The sequence below is a fragment of the Emcibacter sp. genome (genome assembly GCF_048269205.1).
Classification (GTDB): domain Bacteria; phylum Pseudomonadota; class Alphaproteobacteria; order Sphingomonadales; family Emcibacteraceae; genus Emcibacter.
Window position 1 is genome coordinate 63,539 of record NZ_JBLXJC010000001.1, and the last position, 23,955, is coordinate 87,493.

The window sequence follows — 23,955 nt, forward strand, 5'->3', positions numbered from 1 at the left end:
CGGATGAAAATGAATAAAAAGAAGATAAAAATCAATAGCTTACAGAAAAGAACCCTGGCCCTCTTTCAGGAGCTCGCAAAACATCCCGAAACCGGGAATTTTAACGCGGAAACCGGCGAAGCGACGGTGGCTTTTCTGCCCAGGCCCCACGGTGATCACGTCCATATTGGTGACTATGTGGTCTCTGCACGGGATGCCAGCGGCTTCACGAATGAGAAAGTCTGGGTTGCTCTTGAACGCAAGGGCCTGATCCGGTCCGGCTATCCTCTGCAGGTCACTCTCACAGCCGAGGGACTGGCCTATGACACGGGCCTCCTGGGAGAGCTTGAACATTCAGATCACTGATGCCGGCACCCGAGCTCACAAATAATTGATCACTATCAGTATCCGGACCAACGTATAAAGAGACAGTAGGGGTATGGCGGACTATGATGTTTGCCGGTGGAAAACGGACTAATCAAAAGGAAATAAAATGATTCGGATAAAGGGAATTAAGACAGCAGCAGGAATTCCGGGCCTTCTGGCCCTGGTTGTGGTGGCCATTCTGGGAGGAACTTCCGCCGGATGGGCCATGACATTGGAGGAGGCGATTGCCGGTGATCACCGTTCGGCAGAAGACAAGGCCCGGGACAAATATCGTCATCCGAAGGAAACACTGGAGTTTTTCGGACTGAAGAAAAATATGACCGTTGTCGAACTGGTGCCGGGTGCCGGTGGCTGGTATCTGCAGATCCTGGCGCCTTACCTGAAGGATGAGGGCCTTTATTATGGCGCTTCCTATAACCCGGCCAGCTCCAGCGACTATGTGCAGCGCGGCTACAAGCGTCTTAATACCCTGCTTAAGTCCCGTCCGGACCTTTATGGGAAGGCTGTGATGACGGTGCTGGATGCCCCGGATCATGTGGATATTGCGCCTGCGGGCAGTGCCGACATGGTGCTTACTTTCCGCAACTATCACAACTGGGCCATGAGCAGTAATGAAAAAGCCGTTCTCTCGGCCGCCTTCAAGGCACTGAAACCGGGCGGTATTTTCGGCGTGATTGATCATCGCCGGGCCAGCCCCAAAGAGCGTAGCGGCTATATCAATCCTGAAGATGTGAAAAAAATGGCCGCAGAAGTGGGCTTTGAATTTGTGGCTTCTTCGGAAATCAACGCCAACCCGAAAGATACCGGCGATCATGAAAAGGGTGTCTGGACCCTGCCGCCGCGGCTGGCCGGTGATGCGGCGCGTCATGAGGAAATGAAGAAAATCGGCGAAAGCGACCGCTTCACTCTGAAATTCCGCAAGCCCGCCAAATAAAAAGCAGCGCGATCAGATTGAGAATCGGGACGAACGGCTTACTGCTGTTCGTCCCCTTTCAGGCCAAGCGCCCACATGAAACCGACCACGCCGCCTTTAAGGACGGGCAGCAGCGTCAGGGAGAGCAAAAGGGCCACGGTCGGCCAGACCGTGATCTGGACCCAGGTGGCGGGGCTGAAGGTGGCTTCCATATAGACCAGTCCCGGAATCACAAGGTGGCCGACAATAAATATGGTCAGATAGGGCGGGAAGTCATCCGCCCGGATGTCTCCCAGCTCGGTGCTGCAGACTGTACATTTTTCCGTCAGTTTCAAATATCCGGCAAAGGCCTTACCCTCGCCGCAGCAGGGACATTTGCGCCGGAGTCCCTTTTTTATGGCCGCCATGATAGAGACGGACCTGCCGCCATAAACTTTTCCCGATGGATTTTCGGCAGTATTGTTCATTCCTGTTACTCCGGGTTGCGGTTTCTATTGAGGCGGGCGATCAGGCTTGAGGTATCCCAGCGTCCGCCGCCCATGTCCTGGACCTCGGCGTAAAACTGGTCCACCAGGGCCGTGAGCGGCAGGCTTGCACCGTTCCGCCGGGCTTCATCAAGGACAATGCCCAGATCCTTGCGCATCCAGTCGACGGCAAAGCCGAAATCGAATTTTCCTTCCAGCATTGCGCCATGACGGTTGTCCATCTGCCAGCTTTGCGCCGCGCCCTTGGAAATGGCCTCAACAACTTCGGCCCCATTCATGTCCGCCGCCTGCAGGAAATGCAGCGCCTCGGCCAGGCCCTGAACTACACCGGCAATGCAGATCTGGTTGGCCATTTTCGCCGTCTGGCCACTGCCGGCTGCGCCAAGATATTTCATTTTAAGAGCGTAACAATCCATGACGGGCCCTGCTGTATCAAAAGCTTCGCGGTCACCGCCGATCATGACGGTGAGCGCACCGTTTTCCGCGCCGGCCTGACCGCCGGACACCGGGGCGTCCAGAAACAGTTTGCCGGTGTCTGTGGCGGCCTTATGCAGTTCCCGGGCAAGTGCCGCCGAGGCGGTGGTGTGATCCACAAAGACCGCGCTTTCTTTCATACCGGAAAAGGCGCCGTCTTCACCCAGGGCGATGGCGCGCACGTCGTCGTCATTGCCGACACAGGCGAATACAATATCGGCATCCCTGGCGGCCTCGGCCGGGGTCGCAGCTCTCTCACCGCCATGGGTGCTGCACCAGTCCTCCGCTTTCTCCGCTGTCCGGTTGTAGACGGTGACCCGGTGGCCCGCCTTCACCAGATGTCCGGCCATGGGATAGCCCATGACGCCAAGTCCGATAAATGCCAGCTTTTTACTCATTCTTCTATCCGTCAGTAATGGGGTGGTTTCTCATATTCCGGTCCCTTGCCGTCGTCTCCTTCCTCTTCCAGGAGGCTGAGGCGGCTTTTGGTCTTCTGAAGGGATTTCTTCAGACGATCGATTTCGTGCCATTGCCGGGTGACCATCTCGCTCAGGTCGTGGATTTGCTCGTCCTGATGGGCGATGCGTATTTCCAGCTCGGTCAGCTTGTCTGCGGGATCCTGTATCATGCTTTGCCTATATCACGTGTCGGCAGGCCCTCCAAGGCCAAAACAGTGCTCTGCGATGATATATAGTGCGCTGTTTTATATAAAAAAGCCCCGGAGAGTACTCTCCGGGGCCCAGTGTTTGATCGATATTGGGTATTTAACGATCAAGAATTCTAAAACTAGCGGGGCAGAGTGGTTGACCCCATCAGAAATTCGTCGACGGCGCGGGCGGCCTGGCGGCCTTCCCGGATGGCCCAGACCACCAGGGACTGGCCGCGCCGCATGTCGCCGGCGGCAAAGACCTTGGGCAGGCTGGTCTGATACTCATTTGTATCGGCCAGCACATTGCCGCGCCCGTCCAGGTCCACGCCAAGTTCTTCCAGCATGCCTTCCTTGACCGGATTGGTAAAGCCCATGGCCAGCAATACAAGATCGGCCTCGATCTCGAATTCGCTGCCTTCGATCTTTTTGAAATTGGCATCCACCTTGTAACATTTGAGCGCGGCCACATTGCCGTTTCCGTCGTCAATGAATTCGGCGGTATTGACGCTCCAGTCCCGGTCGGCGCCTTCCTCCTGGGAAGAAGAGGTGCGTAATTTCATGGGCCAGTTGGGCCAGGTCAGGCCTTTGTTTTCCCGGACCGGTGGTTTGGGCATGATTTCAATCTGGGTCACAGACAGGGCTTTCTGACGAATGGAGGTGCCGATACAGTCGGACCCGGTGTCCCCGCCACCGATGACCACCACTTTCTTGCCACCGGCCAGAATATCCTTTTCATTGCCAAGGGGCTCTTCAGAGACCCGGCGGTTCTGCTGGGTCAGGAACTCCATGGCGAAATGAACGCCGTTCAGGTCCCGGCCCGGGATGGCCAGATCACGGGGGTGTTCGGAACCGCCTGTCAGAACCACCGCATCATAATGATCTACCAGTTTCTGGCCGGGTATGTCCTTACCAACGGTCATGCTGGTCCAGAAGGTCACCCCTTCTTCTTCCATCTGCCGCACCCGGCGGTCAATCAGGGTTTTGTCCAGCTTGAAGTCGGGAATACCATAGCGCAGAAGCCCGCCAACCCGGCGGTTCTTCTCGTAGACGGCCACATTGTGACCTGCGCGGGCAAGCTGCTGTGCCGCGGCCAGACCGGCGGGACCGCCGCCGACGACGGCGACTTTCTTGCCGGTTTTTTCCTTGGCGACAATCGGTTTGACCCAGCCGTTTTCCCAGCCCTTGTCGATGATGGCGCACTCAATGGTCTTGATGGTGACCGGCTGGTCCTCGATATTGAGGGTGCAGGCCGCCTCGCAGGGCGCCGGACAGATGCGTCCGGTAAATTCCGGGAAGTTGTTGGTGGACTGCAGGGTGTCCAGCGCCACTTCCCAGTCTTCATTCCAGACCATGTCGTTCCAGTCCGGAATCATATTGTTGACCGGGCAGCCGGTGTGGCAATAGGGAATGCCGCAGTCCATGCAACGGCCGCCCTGCTGTACAATTACATTTTCCGGCAGCGGATTGACGAATTCGTCATAATGCCTGACCCGGTCGCCAGCGGGGGCATAGGTCCGGTCCTGACGCGGAATTTCAAGAAATCCTGTAGGTTTACCCATGATTATGCTCCCTGTTCCTGATAGGCGGAAAGAGATGTCTGGGCGGAAGCCATTTCTTCCAGCGCCCGACGATATTCCACCGGCATGACTTTTACAAACTTGGGCAGATACTCATCCAGATTGTCGAGTATCTGTCGTGCCCGCTTGCTGTTGGTATAGCGGGCATGGTTTTCCAGCAGGGTGACCAGGCGCTCCCGGTCATTACCGCTCAAATTGTTGCGCAGCACGTCCACGCGGCCATGGCCTTCCAGCTCTCCGGACTGATGAGCGCGCTTGGCCATATCGTCTTCGGCCGGTACCGGCTCCAGATCGACCATGGCCAGGTTGCAGCGGCGGTCGAAATCGCCGGCTTCATCCAGAACGTAAGCGATGCCGCCGCTCATGCCGGCGGCGAAGTTCCGGCCGGTCGGGCCGATCACGACCACACATCCGCCGGTCATATATTCACAGCCATGGTCGCCGACGCCTTCGACAACGGCGATGGCGCCGGAGTTCCGGACCGCGAAACGCTCACCGGCCACACCGCGGAAATAGCATTCTCCGCTAATGGCGCCGTAGAGCACTGTGTTACCGACAATGATACTGTCTTCAGGCACGATCTTGCTGACGGCGGGCGGATAGACCACCAGGCGACCACCACACAGGCCCTTGCCCACATAGTCGTTGCCTTCGCCTTCCAGTTCCAGTGTAACACCCCTGGCGACAAAGGCGCCGAAACTCTGGCCGGCAGTGCCGTTCAGCTTCACATGAATGGTGTCGTCTTCCAGCCCTTTGAAGCCGTGCCGTTTGGCCAGTTCGCCGGACAGCATGGCGCCGGTGGACCGGTCGGTATTCCTGATCGGACTTTCGATCGTGACCGGCTTGCCTTTTTCCAGGGCGTTTTTGGCTTCCTTGATCAGTTTCCGGTCCAGGATGTCATGCACTTTGTGCTCCTGGGTTTTGGAATTAAAGATGTCGTCGCTACCTTCGGCCGGAACCTTGTGGAACAGGCTGGAGAAGTCGAGACCATCTGCTTTCCAGTGGCGGATCGCCTCATTTTTGTCCAGGAGGTCGGACCGGCCGATGATGTCATTGAGACTGCTGACGCCCATCTCGGCCAGCATCTTGCGCACTTCCTCGGCCACGAAGAAGAAATAGTTGACCACATGTTCCGGCGTGCCGGTGAACTTGCGCCGCAGGACCGGGTCCTGGGTGGCGATGCCGACCGGGCAGGTGTTTAGATGACATTTGCGCATCATGATACAACCCGACGCGACCAGCGGGGCGGTGGCAAAGCCGAACTCGTCGGCACCGAGAAGAGCGCCGATGATCACGTCGCGGCCGGTTTTCAGGCCACCGTCCACCTGTACTGCCACACGGTCGCGCAGGCGGTTCAGCACGAGGGTCTGCTGGGTTTCGGCCAGGCCGATTTCCCAGGGGGAACCTGCATGCTTGATTGAGGTCAGCGGGCTGGCGCCCGTACCGCCGTCATAGCCGGAAATGGTGATATGGTCCGCTTTGGCCTTGGACACGCCCGCGGCGACGGTGCCGACACCGATTTCGGATACCAGTTTCACACTGATGCGGGCCTCCGGGTTGACGTTCTTCAGATCATAGATGAGCTGCGCCAGATCCTCGATGGAATAGATATCATGGTGCGGCGGCGGAGAGATCAGGCCCACGCCAGGGGTGGAGTGACGCACCTTGGCGATCACCGGATCCACCTTGTGGCCGGGTAGCTGGCCGCCCTCGCCGGGCTTGGCGCCCTGGGCCATTTTGATCTGAATATCGTCCGCATTGACCAGATATTCCGTTGTTACACCGAAACGACCTGAGGCTACCTGCTTGATGGCGCTGCGCCGCAGGTCCCCGTTGCGGTCCGGGGTAAAGCGATCCGGTTCCTCGCCGCCCTCGCCGGTGTTAGACTTGCCGCCGATGCGGTTCATGGCGATGGCGAGATTGGTATGGGCTTCGCGGCTGATGGAACCAAAGGACATGGCCCCGGTGGCGAAACGCTTGACGATCTCCGCAGCCGGTTCCACTTTATCCAGGGGAATGGCTTTGCCGACGGATTTGATTTTAAACAGGCCGCGGGGGGTGAGGAGCCGTTCGGACTGGTCGTTGATCAACCTGGAGAAGGTCTCGTAATCGTCCGCCTTGTTTCCGCGCACGGCATGCTGCAGGGCACTGATGGATTCGGACGTCCACATATGAGCTTCCCCGCGCAGGCGCACGGCATAGTCGCCGCCCACATCCAGGGCATTACGGTAGATCAGGCTGTCGCCAAAGGCGTCCTGGTGACGCATGGCGGTTTCCCGCGCCACTTCGGTCAGGCCGACGCCTTCCACGGCACCCTTGGTGTTAGTGAAATATTTCTCGATGAATTCACTGTTCAGACCCACAGCGTCAAAAATCTGCGCGCCGCAATAGGACTGATAGGTGGAGATGCCCATCTTGGACATGACTTTCAGGATGCCTTTGTCAACGGCCTTGATGTAACGCGCCTGGGCGGTGGCCACATCGATATCGTCAGGCAACTGGTCGGCCATGGATTCAATGGTTTCAAATACCAGATAGGGGTTGATGGCTTCGGCGCCGTAGCCGGCAAGCACACAGAAATGATGCACTTCACGGGCCTCGCCGGTTTCCACCACCAGGCCCACGGAGGTCCTAAGACCCTTACGGATCAGATGATGATGCACGGCGGACGTGGCCAGAAGAGCCGGAATGGCGATATGCTCCGGACCCACATTGCGGTCGGACAGGATGATGATGTTGTCACCCTCGATCACGGAGACTTCGGCCAGCAGGTTGATGCGATCGATGGCGGCTTCCATGCCGGCGGCGCCATCCTTGGCGTCATAAGTGATGTCGATGGTGACGGTACGGAAATTATTGTCCGGAATGTCACCGATGGTGCGGATTTTCTCCAGGTCCTCGTTCAGCAGGATCGGCTGGCGCACTTCAAGACGCTTGTAGGAGCCCTCCACATCCAGGTCCAGCAGGTTCGGGCGCGGCCCGATGAAGGACACCAGCGACATCACCGCTTCCTCGCGGATCGGATCGATCGGCGGGTTGGTCACCTGGGCGAAGTTCTGTTTGAAATAGCTATAAAGCGGCTTCGACTTGTCAGACAGGGCCGAGATCGGGGTATCGGTTCCCATTGACCCAAGGGCCTCCTGGCCGCTGGTGATCATCGGCGGCAGCAGAAGCTTCATGTCTTCCTGGGAATAGCCGAAGGCCTGCTGGCGGTCCAGAAGCGGCACGTCAGTGGTGTTCTGCGGCGCGCTTTCAGCGGGCAGGTCCTCCAGCTTGATCTGGGTCCGGGCCAGGGTTTCCTGATAGTTATGGGCGCCGGAATATTTTGCCTTGATTTCCTCGTCGGAAATGATGCGGCCTTCCTTGGTGTCGATCAGCAGCATCTTGCCGGGCTGCAGGCGCCATTTCTGGACGATTTTCTCTTCTGGCACGGGCAGCACACCCATTTCGGACGCCAGAATCACCATGTCGTCGTCGGTCACCAGGTAGCGGGCCGGACGCAGGCCGTTTCGGTCGAGTGTGGCACCGATCTGGACACCGTCGGTAAAGGCCAGGGCAGCCGGGCCGTCCCAGGGTTCCATCAACGCGGCGTTATATTCATAGAAAGCGCGGCGTTGTTCATCCATCAGCGGATTGCCGGCCCAGGCCTCGGGCACCATCATCATCATGGCGTGCACGATGTCGTACCCGCCGGCCACCATCAGCTCAAGGGCATTATCAAAGCAGGCAGTGTCGGACAGGCCCTCGGGGATCAGCGGCCAGAGTTTGGCCAGGTCCTCACCGAGGATTTTTGACTCCATGCTGTAGCGCCGGGCGGCCATCCAGTTCACATTGCCGCGTACAGTGTTGATCTCGCCGTTGTGGCAGATCATGCGGAACGGCTGGGCCAGGCTCCAGGTTGGAAAAGTGTTGGTGGAAAAGCGCTGATGCACCAGGGCCAATGCGGATGTCATGTCCGTATCGCTGAGGTCGGTGTAATATTCACCTACCTGGCCGGCCAGAAGCATGCCTTTATAGAGCACGGTGCGGCTGGAACAGCTGTTGGCGTAATAGAAGCTGGTGTCGCCTTCCATCTCGATCACCGCATTGCTGAGCTGTTTGCGGATGATGTAGAGCTTGAGTTCGAAGTCGGCATTGGTCTTGCAGTTGTCGCCCATGGCGACAAAACCCTGGACGATTTTGGGCTCTGTCTTGCGCACCCCGTCGCTGAATTTGGAATTATCCGTCGGCACATCGCGCCAGCCGAGGAACGTCTGGCCTTCCTGCGCGGTCAGTTCCTCGAATTTGGCTTTGATCTGACCGGCGACTTTTTCGTCGTGGGGCAGAAAAACCATCAGAACGCCATATTCGCCCAGTTTCGGCAGAGTGATGCCGGCTTTTTTGGCTTCCTTCTGCATGAACTCGTCGGGCATCTGAATCAGGAGACCGGCGCCGTCACCGGCAAGCGGATCGGCGCCCACGGCGCCGCGATGGTCCAGATTCAGCAGAATCTGCAAGCCCTGCTTGACAATGTCATGGCTTTTCTTGCCCTTGATGTTGGCAACAAAACCGATACCGCATGCATCATGCTCGTTTTCGGGGTTATACAGTCCCTGAGCTTTGGGCAGACCCTGTTTGTTCAATGGCACCTGCTGGGTCATTTTATCTCCGTCTCCTCAACTTAATCAATTGCAGGCCGCTGAAACAACCTTCTCGCCGGCTGGCTTTCTTGCCGGGAAGGCACCGTGTTTCTTTGGCCCCGGGCCTGCCGCAAACATATTCGGGAATATATTTTTGGCATGCCAAAGGCAGAAAGGCACTGCTTCACTCTTTCAATGAAATGATGCAAGTGAAGTCATGCTTTCAGCACTGGTCGTTTAAGTATCCGCAGAATGTGATTATGTCTTTAAAGTTTCTGCAGTAAACCCTGTATCCGGGCATATTGGTACCGATAGACTTTGAAAAAAGCAAGTTTTTACATGCCTATGATGTTGCCCGAATTGGTCCGGAACGGTCCCTGGAAGCGAAAAAATAAAACGTTATCAATTAATTAACTTTGTTTGGAGCAACGGGAAAAAATTTCGCTTATTCTGTTTATACAGGATAAAATTCTCTTAAATCGCCCTCCTGCGGCAGGTAATTTTGAACGCAAGGTCGTCAATCGCGGGGCTGGCCAGAGGTAACCAATTGATATATCTAGGGAACGAATGAAGGACATCGGGCCCGATTCCCGATGCCTTAAACTGATGTCTTACTAATAACGCGCAGCATATTCAGGTGGCGAAACTGACAGAGATAGACCGGATAAAAGATATTGCCATGGGCACCGACCTGCCGGTCAGGGATATTCTGGCAGAGGTTGTGTCCTGTCTGCCGCGGCAGAACCGGCTTGTGGTCCAGGCCCCGCCCGGCGCCGGAAAAACCACCATCCTGCCGCTGGCGCTTCTGGGCAACGGTCTTGCCGGGGACGGCAGAATTCTGATGCTGGAGCCCCGCCGGCTTGCGACCCGGGCGGCGGCCCATCGCATGGCTGATCTTCTGGGCGAGGATATCGGCAGGACCGTGGGTTACCGGGTCCGGCTGGAAAGCCGTATCAGCCGTGAGAGCCGTATCGAGGTGGTGACCGAAGGCATTCTCACCCGTTATTTGCAGGATGACCCCTCGCTCGAGGGCATTTCCATGATTCTGTTTGACGAGTTCCATGAGCGCTCGCTTGAGGCGGACCTTGGTCTGGCGCTGGCGCTTGACTGTCAGGAGGGCTTGCGGGAAGACCTGAAGATCATCGTCATGTCGGCGACCCTTGACGGGGACCGTGTAGCGGCCCTGATGGACGATGCGCCGATTGTCACCAGCGAGGGTCGCAGTTTCCCGGTAGAGGCGCGCTATCTGGACAAGGACCCGCAGGACAGGATCGAGCCGCTGATGGCGGCGAAAATCCGTGACATCCTTGGCCGGGAAGCGGGCAGTATACTGGCCTTCCTGCCCGGCGCCGGGGAAATAAGGCGGGTGGCTGAACTTCTGGAGCAGGAAATCAGGGACAGGGATGTCATGATCTGTCCCCTTTTCGGTATGATGAGCAACGCCGGGCAGGACCGCGCCATCCAGCCGGCTCCCCCGGGCAAGCGAAAGATCGTGCTGGCCACATCCATTGCCGAAACCAGCCTGACCATTGAAGGGATTCGCATGGTGGTGGACAGTGGCCTGATGCGTTTGCCCCGGTATGATGTGCGCACGGGAATGAGCGGGCTCACGACCCAGAGGGTGTCCCGCGCGGCAGCCGATCAGCGGGCGGGTCGCGCCGGCAGACTTGCGCCCGGCATTTGCTACCGGCTGTGGAGCGAGGCGTCGCAACGCAGCCTTATCCCCTTTTCGCCGCCGGAAATTTCACAGGCCGATCTGTCCCCATTGTTGTTGCAGCTTGCCAGCTGGGGGGTCACCGACCCTTCTGCCCTGCGCTGGCTGGATGCGCCCGAGAAGGCGCCGCTGGCAGAGGCCCGCGCCCTGCTCATGCGGCTGGGGGCGCTGGACGGTCAGGGGCATGTGACGGCCCATGGGCGGCAGATGGCCTCTCTCGGCATGCATCCCCGCCTGTCCCATATGATCCTGGGCGCAAGGGAGCATGGCGCCGGGGCCACGGCCGTCTTGCTTGCCGCGCTTCTGGAAGAACGTGACTTTCTTCGTGGCCGGGAGGCGGATTTGGGGCAGCGTCTGGAAATTCTGTCCCTGCTTGCCGGGGGCGACAAATCGGTTTTGCGCCGTCCGGGAATAGACAGGGGGACCGTGCAGCGCATTTTGCGCCAGGCAAAAAACTGGCGCCGTGAACTGAGGCTTGGCAAAGAGGAAGAGCCGCATCGGGAAGAAGCTGCGCTTTGTATTGCCCTGGCCTACCCGGACCGCATCGCCGCCAGTCGCCAGAGGTCAGCGCCGCCCCGTCAGCGCAAGGGCCAGTTCCTGCTGGCCAGCGGTAGGGGCGCCACCCTGCCTGCGGAAGATCCACTGTCCATGGAAGATTATCTGGCCGTGGCGAGCCTGGACCGGGGCGATCGCGATGCCCGCATTTTTCTGGCGGCGCCCATTGATATCGGTGAAATCGAAGCGCTGTTCGGGGCAGAGATCAGCGAACAGAAAAATGTGATCTGGGAGGAGGCGGCCGGAACCATCAGGGCGAGCCTGCAACGCAGACTGGACAATCTTGTGTTGTCGGAAAAGCCTTTGAAAGAGGTTGATTCCGAACTGATCCGGGATGGCCTGCTGGATTATGTCCGGCGCACGGGAACGTCGGTCCTGCCCTGGGACAATAAGAGCCGGCATCTGTGCCAGCGGGTCACGTTCATCTGCCGTCATCGTCCGGACTGTGGTCTTCCGGATCTTTCCGAGGAAGGATTGCTGGCCGCTCTTGGCGAGTGGCTGGCCCCCTGGCTCACGGACTGCCGAAAAAAGGACGATCTGAAAAAGCTGAATATGGCGGAAATCATCTCCGCCTATGTGGGCTGGCAGGGGCAGCAGGAAGTGGAACGGCTGGCGCCGGAGAAAATGTCTGTGCCCGGCGGGTCGACGATCGCCCCGGACTATGACCAGGACCCGCCGGCTCTGGCGGTCAAGCTGCAGGAAATGTTCGGGGTCACGGATACGCCGGCAGTTCTGGACGGAGAGGTCAGGCTGGTGGTGCATTTGCTGTCGCCTGCCGGCAGGCCGTTGCAGGTCACAGGGGACCTGGCCGGTTTCTGGCGTACGGGGTATGAAGCGGTGCGCAAGGACATGCGGGGCCGCTATCCGAAGCACCCCTGGCCAGAGGATCCGCTGAGCGCCATTCCCACCCGCCGGACAAAGCCGAGGAAGTAACCGGATGCCGGAAATGGTGTTCGGGAAATTCTTCCCTTTTTCGAGTCTTGATGTGCTATAATGTCCGACCGTGAAAAATCCGCCGGACGCCGGGGGAGATTTTTCAGTGATAGATAAAATTTTATCCTGTCCAAAGTTAACTATATTCAGCCATTTTCTTACATAAAAATGACAGTCAAGTAAAAAGATTGAAATACTAGTTATTGACAAGGGGCAGGGGTGTAAATACCATATCTTGTGTCGAGGGTGATGCGAAGGGGTAGCGGAGCAGAAAGCTTTTATTATATAAGGTCCTAGCAGAAATTAACCATAAATGGGCCGGTTAAATCATAGTTTTTTTGCTCACCATTTTCAAAATGCATCGCTTTCATTATCGGGCAATTTTTTTGGCCTGGATTCTGGTTCCGAAATCGTTCGGGGGAATGATTTATAGGATAAAGTTGGGCGAATCGGATGACAGGTTTTATGTATTCTAAAGGTGGGATAGTGTCGGTTTCAGTTCTTACAGATGCAGTTCAGGTCAAGGACCATTCACGGGTCGAGATAGATCCGTCACGTGATGCGCTTTTAACGGATTTCGGCAAGGCCACGCTGACGGACCGTTATCTTATGCCGGGTGAGTCCTTTCAGGACCTTTTTGCGCGTGTGGCCAGTTATTACGGAGATGATCGGGAGCATTCCCAGCGTCTTTATGACTATATCAGTCAGCTTTGGTTCATGCCGGCAACGCCGGTGCTCTCAAATGGCGGCACCAAGCGCGGCTTGCCCATCTCCTGCTTCCTGAACGAGGCGGACGACAGCCTGAACGGTATTGTCGGCCTGTGGAACGAGAATGTCTGGCTGGCGGCCAAGGGCGGCGGCATCGGTAGTTACTGGGGCAATCTGCGCTCCATTGGTGAGTCTGTCTCTTCCAACGGTAAAACATCCGGCATCATTCCCTTCATTCGCGTGATGGACAGCCAGACCCTGGCCATTTCGCAGGGGTCCCTTCGGCGCGGCAGTGCAGCGGTTTATCTGCCGATCAGCCACCCGGAAATCGAGGAATTTATTGAAATTCGCCGCCCCACCGGGGGTGATCCGAACCGCAAGGCGCTGAACCTGCATCATGGTATCGCCATTTCGGACGCTTTCATGCGGGCCGTTGAAAATGATGAGGAATGGGCGCTGCTGAGCCCCCATGACCAGTCTGTGCAGCGCACCGTTGGCGCCCGTGACTTATGGATCCGTATTCTGACGGCCCGTATCGAGACCGGCGAACCCTATCTGCTGTTCAGCGACCATGTGAACCGGGCGACGCCGGAACATCACAAGCTGGCGGGTCTGAATGTAAAGACTTCCAACCTGTGTTGCGAGATTACGTTGCCCACGGGCATCGATCATCTGGGCAACCAGCGCACGGCCGTCTGCTGTCTTTCCTCACTCAATATGGAAAAATATGACGAGTGGAAAGATGACGATCTGTTTATTACCGATGTCATGCGGTTCCTGGATAATGTGTTGCAGGATTTCATTGACAGGGCGCCGGACAGCATGGCCCGGGCCAAATATTCTGCCATGCGGGAACGTAGTGTCGGGCTTGGTGTGATGGGTTTCCATTCCTTCCTGCAGGACCGTATGATTCCGTTTGAATCCGTGATGGCCCAGGTCTGGAACAAGAAAGTCTTCAAGCACATCCAGGAACATGTGGATGCGGCGTCCCGCCAGCTGGCGGAAGAACGCGGCGCCTGCCCCGATGCGGCCGACTATGGTATTATGGAACGGTTTTCCAACAAGACCGCCATTGCGCCGACGGCCTCCATCTCCATCATCTGCGGCGGGGCCAGTCCGGGTATCGAGCCCATAGCGGCCAACAGCTTTACCCAGAAGACGCTTTCCGGATCCTTCAATGTGCGCAGCCGGGCGCTGACCCGGCTTCTGGAGTCCAAGGGCAAGAATACCGACGAGATCTGGTCCAGCATCACTGTCAACGGCGGGTCCGTGCAGCATCTCGACTTCCTGACCCAGGATGAAAAGGATGTTTTCAAGACGGCCTTCGAACTGGATCAGCGCTGGGTCGTGGAGCATGCGGCCGATCGGGCGCCGATGATCGACCAGGCCCAGTCCGTGAACGTTTTCCTGCCGGCCGATGTGCACAAGCGTGACCTGCACCAGGTGCATTTCCAGGCCTGGAAAAAAGGTGTAAAGAGCCTGTATTACTGTCGTTCCCTGTCCATTCAGCGGGCGGAAAGCAGTGAAGCGTCCAGCAAAGCCGTTTTGGAAAAGGAAATGGCGGCCAGGGCTCAGGAAAGCGCCGATTACGAGGAATGTCTTTCCTGCCAGTAGGAACGAGAAAACCTGCCGGGGTCTCTCCGGCAGGAAACTAAACAACAAACTCAATTTTTCAGCTAAAGGGTTCCGCCCATGTCCCTGCTAAAGGAACGTATTGTCTATAAACCATTCCAGTATCCCTGGGCTTACGATGCCTGGCTGACGCAACAGCGCATCCACTGGCTGCCGGAAGAAATTCCCATGGCTGACGATGTCAAGGACTGGAACATGAAGCTCAGTCCTACGGAAAAGCACCTGCTGACCCAGATTTTCCGCTTCTTCACCCAGGCGGACGTGGAAGTGAACAATTGTTATATGCGTCATTACACCCGGGTGTTCAAGCCGACCGAGGTGCAGATGATGCTGGCGGCCTTTTCCAACATGGAGACCATCCATGTGGCCGCCTACAGCCACCTGCTGGATACACTCGGCATTCCGGAAACGGAATATGAAGCTTTTCTCAAATATGAGCAGATGAAAGACAAATACGACTATATGCAGGTCTGGGGAGTGGACACCAAAGAGGATATCGCCAAGACCCTGGCGGTGTTTGGCGGGTTCACCGAGGGACTGCAGCTGTTTGCCTCTTTTGCCATCCTGATGAATTTTCCCCGGTTCAACAAGATGAAAGGAATGGGCCAGGTGGTGACCTGGTCAGTACGGGATGAAACCCTTCACACCAACAGTATCATCAAACTGTTCCACACTTTTGTGAAGGAAAACCCGGAAATCTGGACAGATGAACTGCAGGCTGACCTGACAGACGCCTGCCGGACGATTGTTGACCATGAAGACGCCTTCATTGATCTTGCCTTTGAACTTGGTGACATTGAGGGCCTGACGGCAACCGAGGTTAAAAACTATATCCGTTATATTGCCGACCGGCGTCTCAGTCAGCTTGGCCTGAGTCCCATCTATTACGTGGGCAACAATCCACTGCCCTGGATGGATGAAATCCTGAATGGTATCGAGCATACCAACTTCTTTGAAAACCGGGCCACGGAATATTCCAAGGCTTCGACCAAAGGAAAATGGGAAGACGCCTTCGACTGATCGTTCTGCGGTAAAATTAAAATCGGAAAACACCTTCCCTTTCGGAAGGTGTTTTTTTATTTCCAGCTGTCGAAAGCTTTACGAGCTTCGGTACGTCCCTCGAACGAGGCCTCTGATTGTAACGCCTCGGCAAGGATCTTCCGGGCTTCTTCACGGCGTCCCAGCTTGTCCAGGGTAACGGCCAGGTGGTATTTGATCTCTGGGCTGCTGTAGTCCCGCACCAATGCCTTTCTCAGCAGCGGAAGGGCGGCCTCCGGGTCACCGTCCCGGGTTCGGATCCAGGCCAGGGTATCCATGATATTTACACTGTCCGGGGCCTGCTCCAGGGCTTTTTCGGCATAACTGCGCGCCTTGTCGTGATGGCCCATTTCATAATACAAGTTGGCGGCATTATTCATCAGGGCCGGCATGTTGGGGAAGCGTTCCAGAAGGCTTTCATACTGCGCCAGCGCCTTGTCGTATCGGTTGTCAAGCTTGTAGGCATTGCCCAGAGTCATGGCGGCGGCCAGGTCTTCGGGATATTTATTGGTCCATCCTTCCAGCATGGTTATCGCCGTGGGGATTTGTCCGCCTGCCTTGTAAGTGGCGAAAAGACCAAGGATGGCGAGAGGAGTGTCGCCCTTGCTGAGGGCCGTTTTAAAGGCTTTTTCAGCTAATTTGATGTCACCAAATGCGAGGTGAATCTCCCCTTCCAGGATGTCTGCGGTAGGCAGGTCTTCTGTCAGTTGCCTCAGGGGCTTGAGCAATTCCATGCCGGCAGCTCGATTCTTGTCTTCTATGGCCAGCTGGATAAGCGCAATATACGCCTCCTTCAGTTCCGGGTCCCAGGCGATGGCTTTCTTGAAGGAGGATTCCGCCCCCTGACGGTCGCCGACCGCCAGTTCGGCACTGGCCAGGGTCATGAGGGCTGCCCCCCGATTGATGGAATATTCCACCGCAAGCTCAAAAGCCTTGATCGCTTTGGTTGGATTATTGGCCTTCATGTGCAGATTGCCAATCATGGTGTAGACGGTCTTGTCTTCAGGGGAACGGTTGGTGAATTCCTCCGCTGTCTTGATGGCATCTTCCAGGTTGCCGGTCTGTTCAAACATTGCCACCAGCTTGGCCAGGGTAGCCGCATTGTCGCCATCCAGGCTATAGGCCTTCCGGTACCAAAGCAGGGCCTGGTCGTTGTCGCCTGTGGTTTTGTATATGTCGCCCAGTTCCACCATCAGGTTATAAGCTTCGGGCAGATCCTCCATCTTTTGCTTGATCCGCGCCACAGCCTTGTCCGGGCTTCCATCCACCACATCCATGCGCGCAAGCCGGACATGGGCGTTCAGGTTGTCCGGGTCCAGTTCGATGGCTTTCTCCAGGTATTTGCGGGCTTCTTCCCGTTGTCCGCCTAACCCGACCGCCGTGGCATAGAGTTCGTTGATGAATGAACTGTCCGGTGCTTTTTCCTTAAGGCCTGTGACAATCTTGATCGCCTTTTCATATTCACCGGACCGCTGATAGGCCTGGGCGAGCAGTAGCTTGACTGTTGTAGAGTCCAGATTGTGCTGTTCTGCCTGAATCAGGCTCCGGATGGCTTCCTGCATGGAACCCGCCGCCATTTTCCCGCGGGCCAGATTGGTGTGGCTCTGGGCGGACTCCGGAACCAGCCGCACCACATTTTCAAAATAGCGGTTTGCTTTTTTGACATTCCCCAATTCCAGATAGGAAATGCCCAACAGGGTCAGGATCGTCGGATTGTTGGCTTGCGAGCGGCTGGCTTCGGTCAGGACCAGGCTGGCGGCCATGGGGTCCCCGGCCTGCAGTTCCAGGGCGCCAAGCACTCTCATGGCGCCGACATCATTCCGTTCCATTTTCAGATAGTCCTGGAGAAAATCCCTGGCCTCATCCAGATTGCCGAACTGGAAATTGGTCAGTCCAGCCAGATAATAATAGCTGGGATTTGTCTTCATGACTTCTTCCGGCACCGCCCGAAGAGTGTTAATGACTTCATTCATGGCTGTTCGGGATTCCTTGGCATCACCCTGGCTGGCGCGGATAACGGCTTTTAGGTATTTGGCACGGGGCTCCAGGGGGACAATTTCCAGAATATAATCCACATCGGTTTCCGCCTTTTTCAGATCCCGCAGGTCAATATAGAGTGCGGCCCGGGTCAGGCGGGCGGCCAGATGGGTTTCGTCCAGGGCAAGGGCCTCGTTTATGGCGTCGAGGGCTTCATTATTATAACCGCGGATTTTGTAAATCTTGGATTTCATGATCCAGGCGTTGGGATCCGGCGTGAGGCTTTCAAGCGCACTGTCGATAAATTCCATGGCCTTGCCGAACTGTTTGCGAGCGGACGCCACTTTGGCCCGGCCCAGTTTGGCAATATGATAATCAGGGGAAAGCTCCAGCGCCCGGGCATAACTTCGGTCTGCGTTGGCCAGTTTACGCTGGCCGAAATAGGCCTCGCCGCGCAGGAAGGCAATTTCTGTTTCAACGATCCGGTCCCGGTTTCCGCTTCTCACGGTTTCCAAAAGGCGGTCAAACTTGCTCTGCAGGACATAGGCCCGGCCGAACAGGACCATCAGCCGGTCCAGGTCGGCCCCGTGTCCGCGGGCAAATTCCAGTTCCACTTCTGCGCCGGCGCCGTCACCTCCGGCAATCAGGGTTTCCGCCAGCAAGATACGTGACGGGACATGTTGAGGGTCGGCCTTCAGGGCATTTTTCAAATGGATGAAGGTTTCCGGGTATTTTTCGGCGTGAAAACTGATCAAGGCTTTTTCATAGGCCGAACTGGCTTTCGAACCCGCGGCATTGGCGACAGGAATGTTTCCCGCCGTTGAAACCAGCAGAACAAACACCGCAAGTAAAGCTATTCTGAATCTGTTGAAGTCAAAAGCCATTCCCGGTCCCCGTCCCCTTTTCATGTCTGTTGTTTTAATAATTTAGTCACGAACATCATATATTTAGAAATAATATAAAAGACAATATAATGACAATGGTTACAAAAGCTCTAAGTGGTGGCAATTAATCCCTGGAGCAGATATAAAGTAATCGACGGACAATGGATACAGCATATGTCCTGAAATGGGACAGATGCAGGGCATTTGTCGGGAATCTTTACAGAATCCTGAATCAGTCTGATAGATGATTGTCGTAAGTTATTGATTTAAAACAATTTGTTTTTTTGGCATGAGAATTGCTTTAATACTCAGTTGATTGTATTACATGCTGAAGTCCGATACTAGGACCACGGCAGACTATTAGAGAAATTATTAGTTTTTACACACATGAGGTGGGTAATGAATATTTTAAAAACTATGGGAATTGCGGCGGGACTTACCCTTGCGGCCTATTCCACAGCCCAGGCTGTCGACTATGATATCGCTGATACATATGTCGGTAGTAATACTACTGGTGGCCAGTACGGTGTTGACGTTCTTTATGGTCAGCAGAATTCACTTGGCATTTACGGCATGACCGTTGACCGTGATGCGAACGACATCATGACCGTGCGCATTTATACCAATACGGTCAACAGTGTCGGCAGCTCACATCCGGGTGGCAATGTCTATTTTGGCGACCTGTTCATGAGCGTCAAGAGCGGCAGCGATACAGCAGCATGGCAGCCTTATGGTAGCGGGCCTGCATATTCAAGTGATGATTTCAACGATCCGGGCAACGACACCACATGGGAATTTGCCTATGATCTGAACGGCGCACGCTACTCATACGGTTCCAGCAGCACCTCTGCCCGTCTGCGTGAGATTGATGATCCTTCAGATTCCGGTAGTTTCGACATGGCGTCCTACCGTAACCATATTTACAAAGTTGATGACGGCGAAAGCACAGATGTTTCCGGTTCGACCAACATTGTAAATATGAATAGAACTGGATTTGCCGGTGAGGGTTCAAACTATCTCGAATTTATTTTCGACGTTGGTAACACAGCACTGGCGACAGCCAACCAGATTGCGTTCCACTGGACGTCAAGCCTGGCAAAGGATGTGATTGAAGGGGTTGTTGATTTTGATACGCCTCCGCAGGTTTCCGAACCTGCTGCCCTCAGCCTGCTGCTGGCCGGTCTGGGTGGTGTAGCTTACCGTCGCCGTAAGGCACGCGCCTAAGTCTAGGCAAAGTTTGTGATTGCATTGAACGGCTCCCTTTCCGGGAGCCGTTTTATTTTGTCTTTTTGAAATCCAGGGAGGCCGAGTTAATGCAATAGCGCAGGCCGGTTGGCGCCGGCCCGTCCGGGAAGACATGTCCCAGATGTGCGTCACAGCGGGCGCACAGGACCTCGTCACGGACCATACCGTGACTCAGGTCCCGGCGGATCGAAATATTACCGTCCTCAATCGGCTCATAATAGCTGGGCCAGCCGCTGCCGGAATCAAACTTGGTCTCTGAACTGAACAGGGGCGTGCCGCAACAAATGCAGTGATAGTCGCCGGTCTCCTTGTGGTCCCAGTATTTATTCATGAAGGCCCGTTCCGTGGCGCCCTTGCGGGTCACTTCAAACTGAAGATCGTCCAGCTTGTCCCGCCAGGCGGCTTCGTCTTTCTCTATCTTGTCGTTCATTTTAGTCCTCAAGGTCAAAAATCTTGCCGGGGTTGAGAATATTCTTCGGGTCCAGGGCTTTCTTGATGGCCTGCATATAGTGGAGCGCCGGACCATGTTCCAGGGTCATGAATTTCTTTTTGCCGATACCGATACCATGTTCGCCGGTACTGGTGCCTTCAAGTTTTAGCGCCCGCTCCACCAGTCGGCCGTTAAAAGCCTCAATCCGGTTGACTTGTGCCGGGTCTTTCTTGTCAAAGACCAGGGTCAGATGAAAATTGCCGTCTCCCACATGGCCGACCAGCGGGGCGACCAGACCTGTCTTTTCGATATCGTCATAGGTTTGCATAATACAGTCGGTCAGGCGAGAGATGGGGACGCAGACATCTGTGGCCCAGAAGTCCTTTCCCGGATGGTTGGCCTGCACGGCATAAAAGGCATCATGCCGGGCCTTCCAAAGTTTGTTTCGATCTTCAGTACGGCTTGCCCACCGGAAATCACCGCTGCCCTGACCGGCGGCAATTTCGCCGACTATTTCCGCCTGTTCGCGCACGGATTGTTCGCTGCCGTGGAATTCCAGAAACAGGGTTGGTTTTGCCGCATAATCCAGTTCTGAATATTTGTTGATCAGGCTCATCTGCAGGGCATCGGCCAGTTCGATGCGGGCGACCGGGATGCCTGTCTGGATCGTTTCCACCACGGTTTTGACGGCGCTTTCCAGGTCTTCAAAATGACAAACCGCGGCGGACATGGCCTCGGGAATGCCGTATAGTTTCAGGGTGATTTCCATGATGATGCCCAGGGTTCCTTCGGAACCGGTCAGCAGAGCGTTAAGGTCATATCCGGCCGCCGACTTTTTGGCCCGTCCTTTGGTTCGAATTATCTCGCCATCAGCCATCACGGCGGTCAGGGACAGGACATTGTCCCGCATGGTGCCGTAACGCACCGCATTGGTGCCGGAAGCCCGGGTCGCAGTCATGCCACCCAGCGAGGCATTGGCCCCCGGGTCAATGGGAAAAAAAAGACCCATATCCCTGAGCGCATGATTCAGATCTTCCCGGGTGACGCCGGCCTCGACGGTGGCGTCGAGATCCTCCGCATGGATGCTGACAATTTTGTCCATGCCGCTAAGGTCGATACACAGCCCGCCTTCCGTGGCCAGGAAATGGCCCTCCAGCGAAGTGCCTGTGCCAAAGGCCATGACCGGAACGTCTGCTTCGTTGCATAACCGGATAATATGGCTGACTTCTTCCGTGGAATGGGCAAAGGCGACGGCTTCAGGCAGTGCAGGCGCCAGATAGGTCAGGCTGGTACCATGATGTTGCCGTACCGCCTCCGAGACAGAGAGCCTGTCGCCCAGCTTTTCAGCCAGGGCCGGCAGTATCCTTTTGATATTTCCGTGCCTGCTCATGTTCCGGCTTGCTCCCTTGTCGCTTCCCGTCTAGTCTCACATGATTGCTGTCAAAAAACAAATATTGATGTGTTCCAGACATAAGGTGCAAGGGAGAACAAGATGTCCTATCGGGTCGTGCAAATACATGTCACCCATGGCGCTGGTGATATGTCCGCCAAAACCCGTAAAATCAAAAAAGTGGTGGACAACTGGCCCGTGGGCAAAGAGGGCCTGACCTGGGCCTTTCTGGTCAAAACCCAGAATGTGCAATATGTCACCGACCGCCTGCAGGATATTTTTACAAAGAGCCATATCGCCAGGATTGTCATTATGCCGGTCGAGGCCATATTGCCGCAGCCCCGGGATACGGGACCTGTCGAACTGCCTTCCGAAGAAAAGACCCAAAGGGAAAAGGAAAGTGGCAAAGGCCAGAAAACGCCAAGACCATTTGCCGGTGTGAGCCGTGACGAACTTTATGCGGAAATATCCCGTGGCGCGGAAATCAGCAACAGCTTCCTCCTGCTTGTGATTTTCTCGACCATCGTTGCCGGTATCGGCCTGATAGAAAATAACGTGGCTGTGGTAATCGGCGCCATGGTTATCGCCCCCCTGCTCGGGCCCAACCTTGCGCTGGCCCTTTCCACGGCGCTGGGTGACCTTGATCTGATGGGCCGATCAATCCGGACGCTGGTGACCGGCTTTGCCATTGCCCTCGGGCTCAGCATCTGTCTTGGATATTTCTGGATCGGCGATCTGAACAGCCAGGAACTTGTCAGCCGCACACATGTGGGCTTTGACAGTATTGCCCTGGCGCTGGTTTCCGGGGCGGCAGCTGTGTTGTCCCTGGCCAGCGGTATTTCCAGTGTTCTGGTCGGGGTCATGGTGGCGGTTGCCCTGCTGCCGCCGGGGGCGACAATGGGAATCATGATCGGGGCCGGCAAGATGGATGCGGCCCAGGGGGCGGCGCTTTTGCTGGCGGTCAACATTGTCTGCGTCAATCTGGCTGCAAAGCTTGTCTTCTTTTTCAAGGGAGTCGGGCCCCGGGAATGGTACGAAAAGCAAAAGGCCAGAAGGGCCATGATCTTTTATATCGCATTCTGGGTCATAAGCCTGATTGTTCTGGGTTACGTTATTCTTGAACGTGCCAACATGGTCTTCTAGAGGTTGTTGTCAGTCCGGGGCCAGTTGTCGGGCACGATAAACCCCCGGTGAAGTTCCCGCCACTGGCCCTGATCTTGTTCCAGGGCTGCCAGAAGGACCGGTTTGTCTTTGCGCCTGTCCTTACCTGAAAGCCGGGCATACATCTCCTGCGGTTCATGGATATTTTCTTCCTCAAGGCCGGTCCGGAAATCCAGCCAGAAAGGTTTTGTCAGGATTGTCCAGAAAGACGCCCGGTCCAGTTGCTCTTTCATGTTTTTCCTGTGCACCCACCAGCCCTTCCGGTGATGGGGATTGACCCGGTCCGGTACAATAAAGTTGCCACTTTTCCAGTTTTGAAGGGGATGAAAAAGATATCCCCTGCTGAAGACAAATGCCTGGGGCATATCATATCCAAGTCTTTCAATAGTTTCCCGACCCGCATCGGTGTGGGCCAGAAGCAATTGTCGCTCCAGTATCTTGGCCAGTTTCAGGTCCAGCCGGTCACGACCGCCGGGACCAATCCATTCCCCGGCCTGCTGGCAGTTGCCGGTACCCAGATAAAGTTTAACCGTGGTTTCAACATGGAAAGACTGGCCGTTCCTCTGGAACAGGAAATCAAACTCGCCTTTTGTCAGTCCCTGCTCCCGGACCTGGATATTCCTGTGCAGGCCTGTGATGTTTCTGTCCTGCTGCAGGAACGTGGCGAAAATATTCTCGAAATAGGGGCCCAGCGCCCATGTCCGGGCCAGGTCTTTCGGCTGGTCAGAGATTCCATCAGCAAGCAGCCTGTCTGCAAGGGCGGGCAGCCAGTCTGGCATGGGGCTATCAATCAGGGGCGGGCTTTTCAGGAGCCACTTGAGATCATAGAGATATTTTTTCATGAGAATATATGGTTATCACAAATTGTCTGCTAGGCTATCCATTCGATGAAAATTGCCCGGGTAAAATCCCCGGAAAAGGTAATAATAAAACAACAGAGGAGATTTCAAATGTCTATTTTATGGATGCTGATCATCGGCGCCCTTGCAGGGTTTCTTGCCGGAAAAATTATGAAAGGCGGAGGATTCGGCCTGATCGGCAATCTCGTTGTCGGAATTATCGGTGCTGTTATAGGTGGTTGGTTGTTCGGACAGCTGGGCATATCGATGAACAATAACCTGATCGGGGAACTGGTTACCGCTGTAATCGGCGCCGTTGTGCTTCTGTTTATCGTCGGCCTTTTCAAAAAGGGCCAGGCCTGACAC

17 protein-coding genes are annotated in these 23,955 nt (G+C 55.8%); 8 read left to right on the plus strand and 9 right to left on the minus strand.

Features of this window, described 5'->3' with window-relative positions; genetic code table 11:
• Positions 1 to 9 precede the first annotated feature (9 nt).
• Both ACN0YD_RS00320 and ACN0YD_RS00325 read left to right on the plus strand, forming a co-directional pair.
• A complete protein-coding gene (locus ACN0YD_RS00320) occupies positions 10 to 345 on the plus strand; it encodes a hypothetical protein (protein ID WP_417316642.1) in 336 nt (111 codons plus the stop codon).
• Positions 346 to 472: 127 nt separating this feature from the next.
• Positions 473 to 1,300: a class I SAM-dependent methyltransferase gene (locus ACN0YD_RS00325; protein ID WP_417316643.1), complete on the plus strand. Its 828-nt coding sequence runs from the start codon at positions 473 to 475 to the stop codon at positions 1,298 to 1,300.
• Between the two features lie 38 nt (positions 1,301 to 1,338).
• On the opposite strand, the gene ACN0YD_RS00330 is transcribed toward ACN0YD_RS00325, so the two are convergent.
• The 5 genes from ACN0YD_RS00330 to gltB all read right to left on the minus strand — a co-directional run bounded on the left by ACN0YD_RS00330 (position 1,339) and on the right by gltB (position 9,104).
• Positions 1,339 to 1,746 (minus strand): DUF983 domain-containing protein, encoded by a 408-nt coding sequence (locus ACN0YD_RS00330; RefSeq protein WP_417316644.1) that lies wholly within the window; start codon positions 1,744 to 1,746, stop codon positions 1,339 to 1,341.
• Positions 1,747 to 1,751: 5 nt separating this feature from the next.
• Positions 1,752 to 2,636 (minus strand): NAD(P)-dependent oxidoreductase, encoded by an 885-nt coding sequence (locus tag ACN0YD_RS00335; RefSeq protein ID WP_417316645.1) that lies wholly within the window; start codon positions 2,634 to 2,636, stop codon positions 1,752 to 1,754.
• A gap of 11 nt (positions 2,637 to 2,647) precedes the next feature.
• Complete coding sequence (locus tag ACN0YD_RS00340; protein ID WP_417316646.1) at positions 2,648 to 2,866, minus strand: SlyX family protein; 219 nt, start codon at positions 2,864 to 2,866, stop codon at positions 2,648 to 2,650.
• Between the two features lie 158 nt (positions 2,867 to 3,024).
• Positions 3,025 to 4,446, minus strand: coding sequence for a glutamate synthase subunit beta (locus ACN0YD_RS00345; protein WP_417316647.1), 1,422 nt, complete (start codon positions 4,444 to 4,446; stop codon positions 3,025 to 3,027).
• Between the two features lie 2 nt (positions 4,447 to 4,448).
• Positions 4,449 to 9,104, minus strand: coding sequence for a glutamate synthase large subunit (gltB, locus tag ACN0YD_RS00350; RefSeq protein WP_417316648.1), 4,656 nt, complete (start codon positions 9,102 to 9,104; stop codon positions 4,449 to 4,451).
• A 616-nt stretch (positions 9,105 to 9,720) separates the two neighbouring features.
• On the opposite strand from gltB, the gene hrpB reads away from it, so the two are divergent.
• From hrpB to ACN0YD_RS00365, 3 genes are all read left to right on the plus strand, one after another.
• On the plus strand, positions 9,721 to 12,285 hold the full coding sequence (gene hrpB / locus ACN0YD_RS00355; RefSeq protein WP_417316649.1) for an ATP-dependent helicase HrpB: 2,565 nt from the start codon (positions 9,721 to 9,723) through the stop codon (positions 12,283 to 12,285).
• A gap of 486 nt (positions 12,286 to 12,771) precedes the next feature.
• Positions 12,772 to 14,607, plus strand: coding sequence for a ribonucleoside-diphosphate reductase subunit alpha (locus ACN0YD_RS00360; protein WP_417316650.1), 1,836 nt, complete (start codon positions 12,772 to 12,774; stop codon positions 14,605 to 14,607).
• 78 nt (positions 14,608 to 14,685) lie between these two features.
• The gene (locus ACN0YD_RS00365; RefSeq protein ID WP_417316651.1) at positions 14,686 to 15,645 is read left to right on the plus strand and encodes a ribonucleotide-diphosphate reductase subunit beta; all 960 of its coding nucleotides are present in this window, start codon (positions 14,686 to 14,688) and stop codon (positions 15,643 to 15,645) included.
• A gap of 56 nt (positions 15,646 to 15,701) precedes the next feature.
• On the opposite strand, the gene prsT is transcribed toward ACN0YD_RS00365, so the two are convergent.
• Positions 15,702 to 18,524, minus strand: coding sequence for an XrtA/PEP-CTERM system TPR-repeat protein PrsT (gene prsT, locus ACN0YD_RS00370; protein ID WP_417316652.1), 2,823 nt, complete (start codon positions 18,522 to 18,524; stop codon positions 15,702 to 15,704).
• Positions 18,525 to 18,923: 399 nt separating this feature from the next.
• On the opposite strand from prsT, the gene ACN0YD_RS00375 reads away from it, so the two are divergent.
• Positions 18,924 to 19,748 carry a PEP-CTERM sorting domain-containing protein gene (locus tag ACN0YD_RS00375; protein WP_417316653.1) on the plus strand — a complete coding sequence of 275 codons (825 nt, stop codon included), beginning with the start codon at positions 18,924 to 18,926 and terminating at the stop codon, positions 19,746 to 19,748.
• 52 nt (positions 19,749 to 19,800) lie between these two features.
• Here the strand turns inward: ACN0YD_RS00375 and msrB are convergent, their stop codons facing one another.
• Positions 19,801 to 20,199 (minus strand): peptide-methionine (R)-S-oxide reductase MsrB, encoded by a 399-nt coding sequence (msrB, locus tag ACN0YD_RS00380; RefSeq protein ID WP_417316654.1) that lies wholly within the window; start codon positions 20,197 to 20,199, stop codon positions 19,801 to 19,803.
• A 1-nt stretch (position 20,200) separates the two neighbouring features.
• Positions 20,201 to 21,589, minus strand: a complete 1,389-nt coding sequence (locus ACN0YD_RS00385; protein ID WP_417316655.1) for an FAD-binding oxidoreductase — start codon at positions 21,587 to 21,589, stop codon at positions 20,201 to 20,203.
• Between the two features lie 102 nt (positions 21,590 to 21,691).
• Between ACN0YD_RS00385 and ACN0YD_RS00390 the strand changes: the two genes are divergently transcribed.
• Positions 21,692 to 22,732, plus strand: a complete 1,041-nt coding sequence (locus ACN0YD_RS00390; RefSeq protein ID WP_417316656.1) for a TIGR00341 family protein — start codon at positions 21,692 to 21,694, stop codon at positions 22,730 to 22,732.
• On the opposite strand, the gene ACN0YD_RS00395 is transcribed toward ACN0YD_RS00390, so the two are convergent.
• Positions 22,729 to 23,592, minus strand: coding sequence for a DUF1853 family protein (locus ACN0YD_RS00395; protein WP_417316657.1), 864 nt, complete (start codon positions 23,590 to 23,592; stop codon positions 22,729 to 22,731). The genes ACN0YD_RS00390 and ACN0YD_RS00395 overlap by 4 nt on opposite strands.
• Before the next feature lie 108 nt (positions 23,593 to 23,700).
• On the opposite strand from ACN0YD_RS00395, the gene ACN0YD_RS00400 reads away from it, so the two are divergent.
• A complete protein-coding gene (locus ACN0YD_RS00400; RefSeq protein ID WP_417316658.1) occupies positions 23,701 to 23,952 on the plus strand; it encodes a GlsB/YeaQ/YmgE family stress response membrane protein in 252 nt (83 codons plus the stop codon).
• The last annotated feature ends 3 nt before the right edge of the window (positions 23,953 to 23,955 follow it).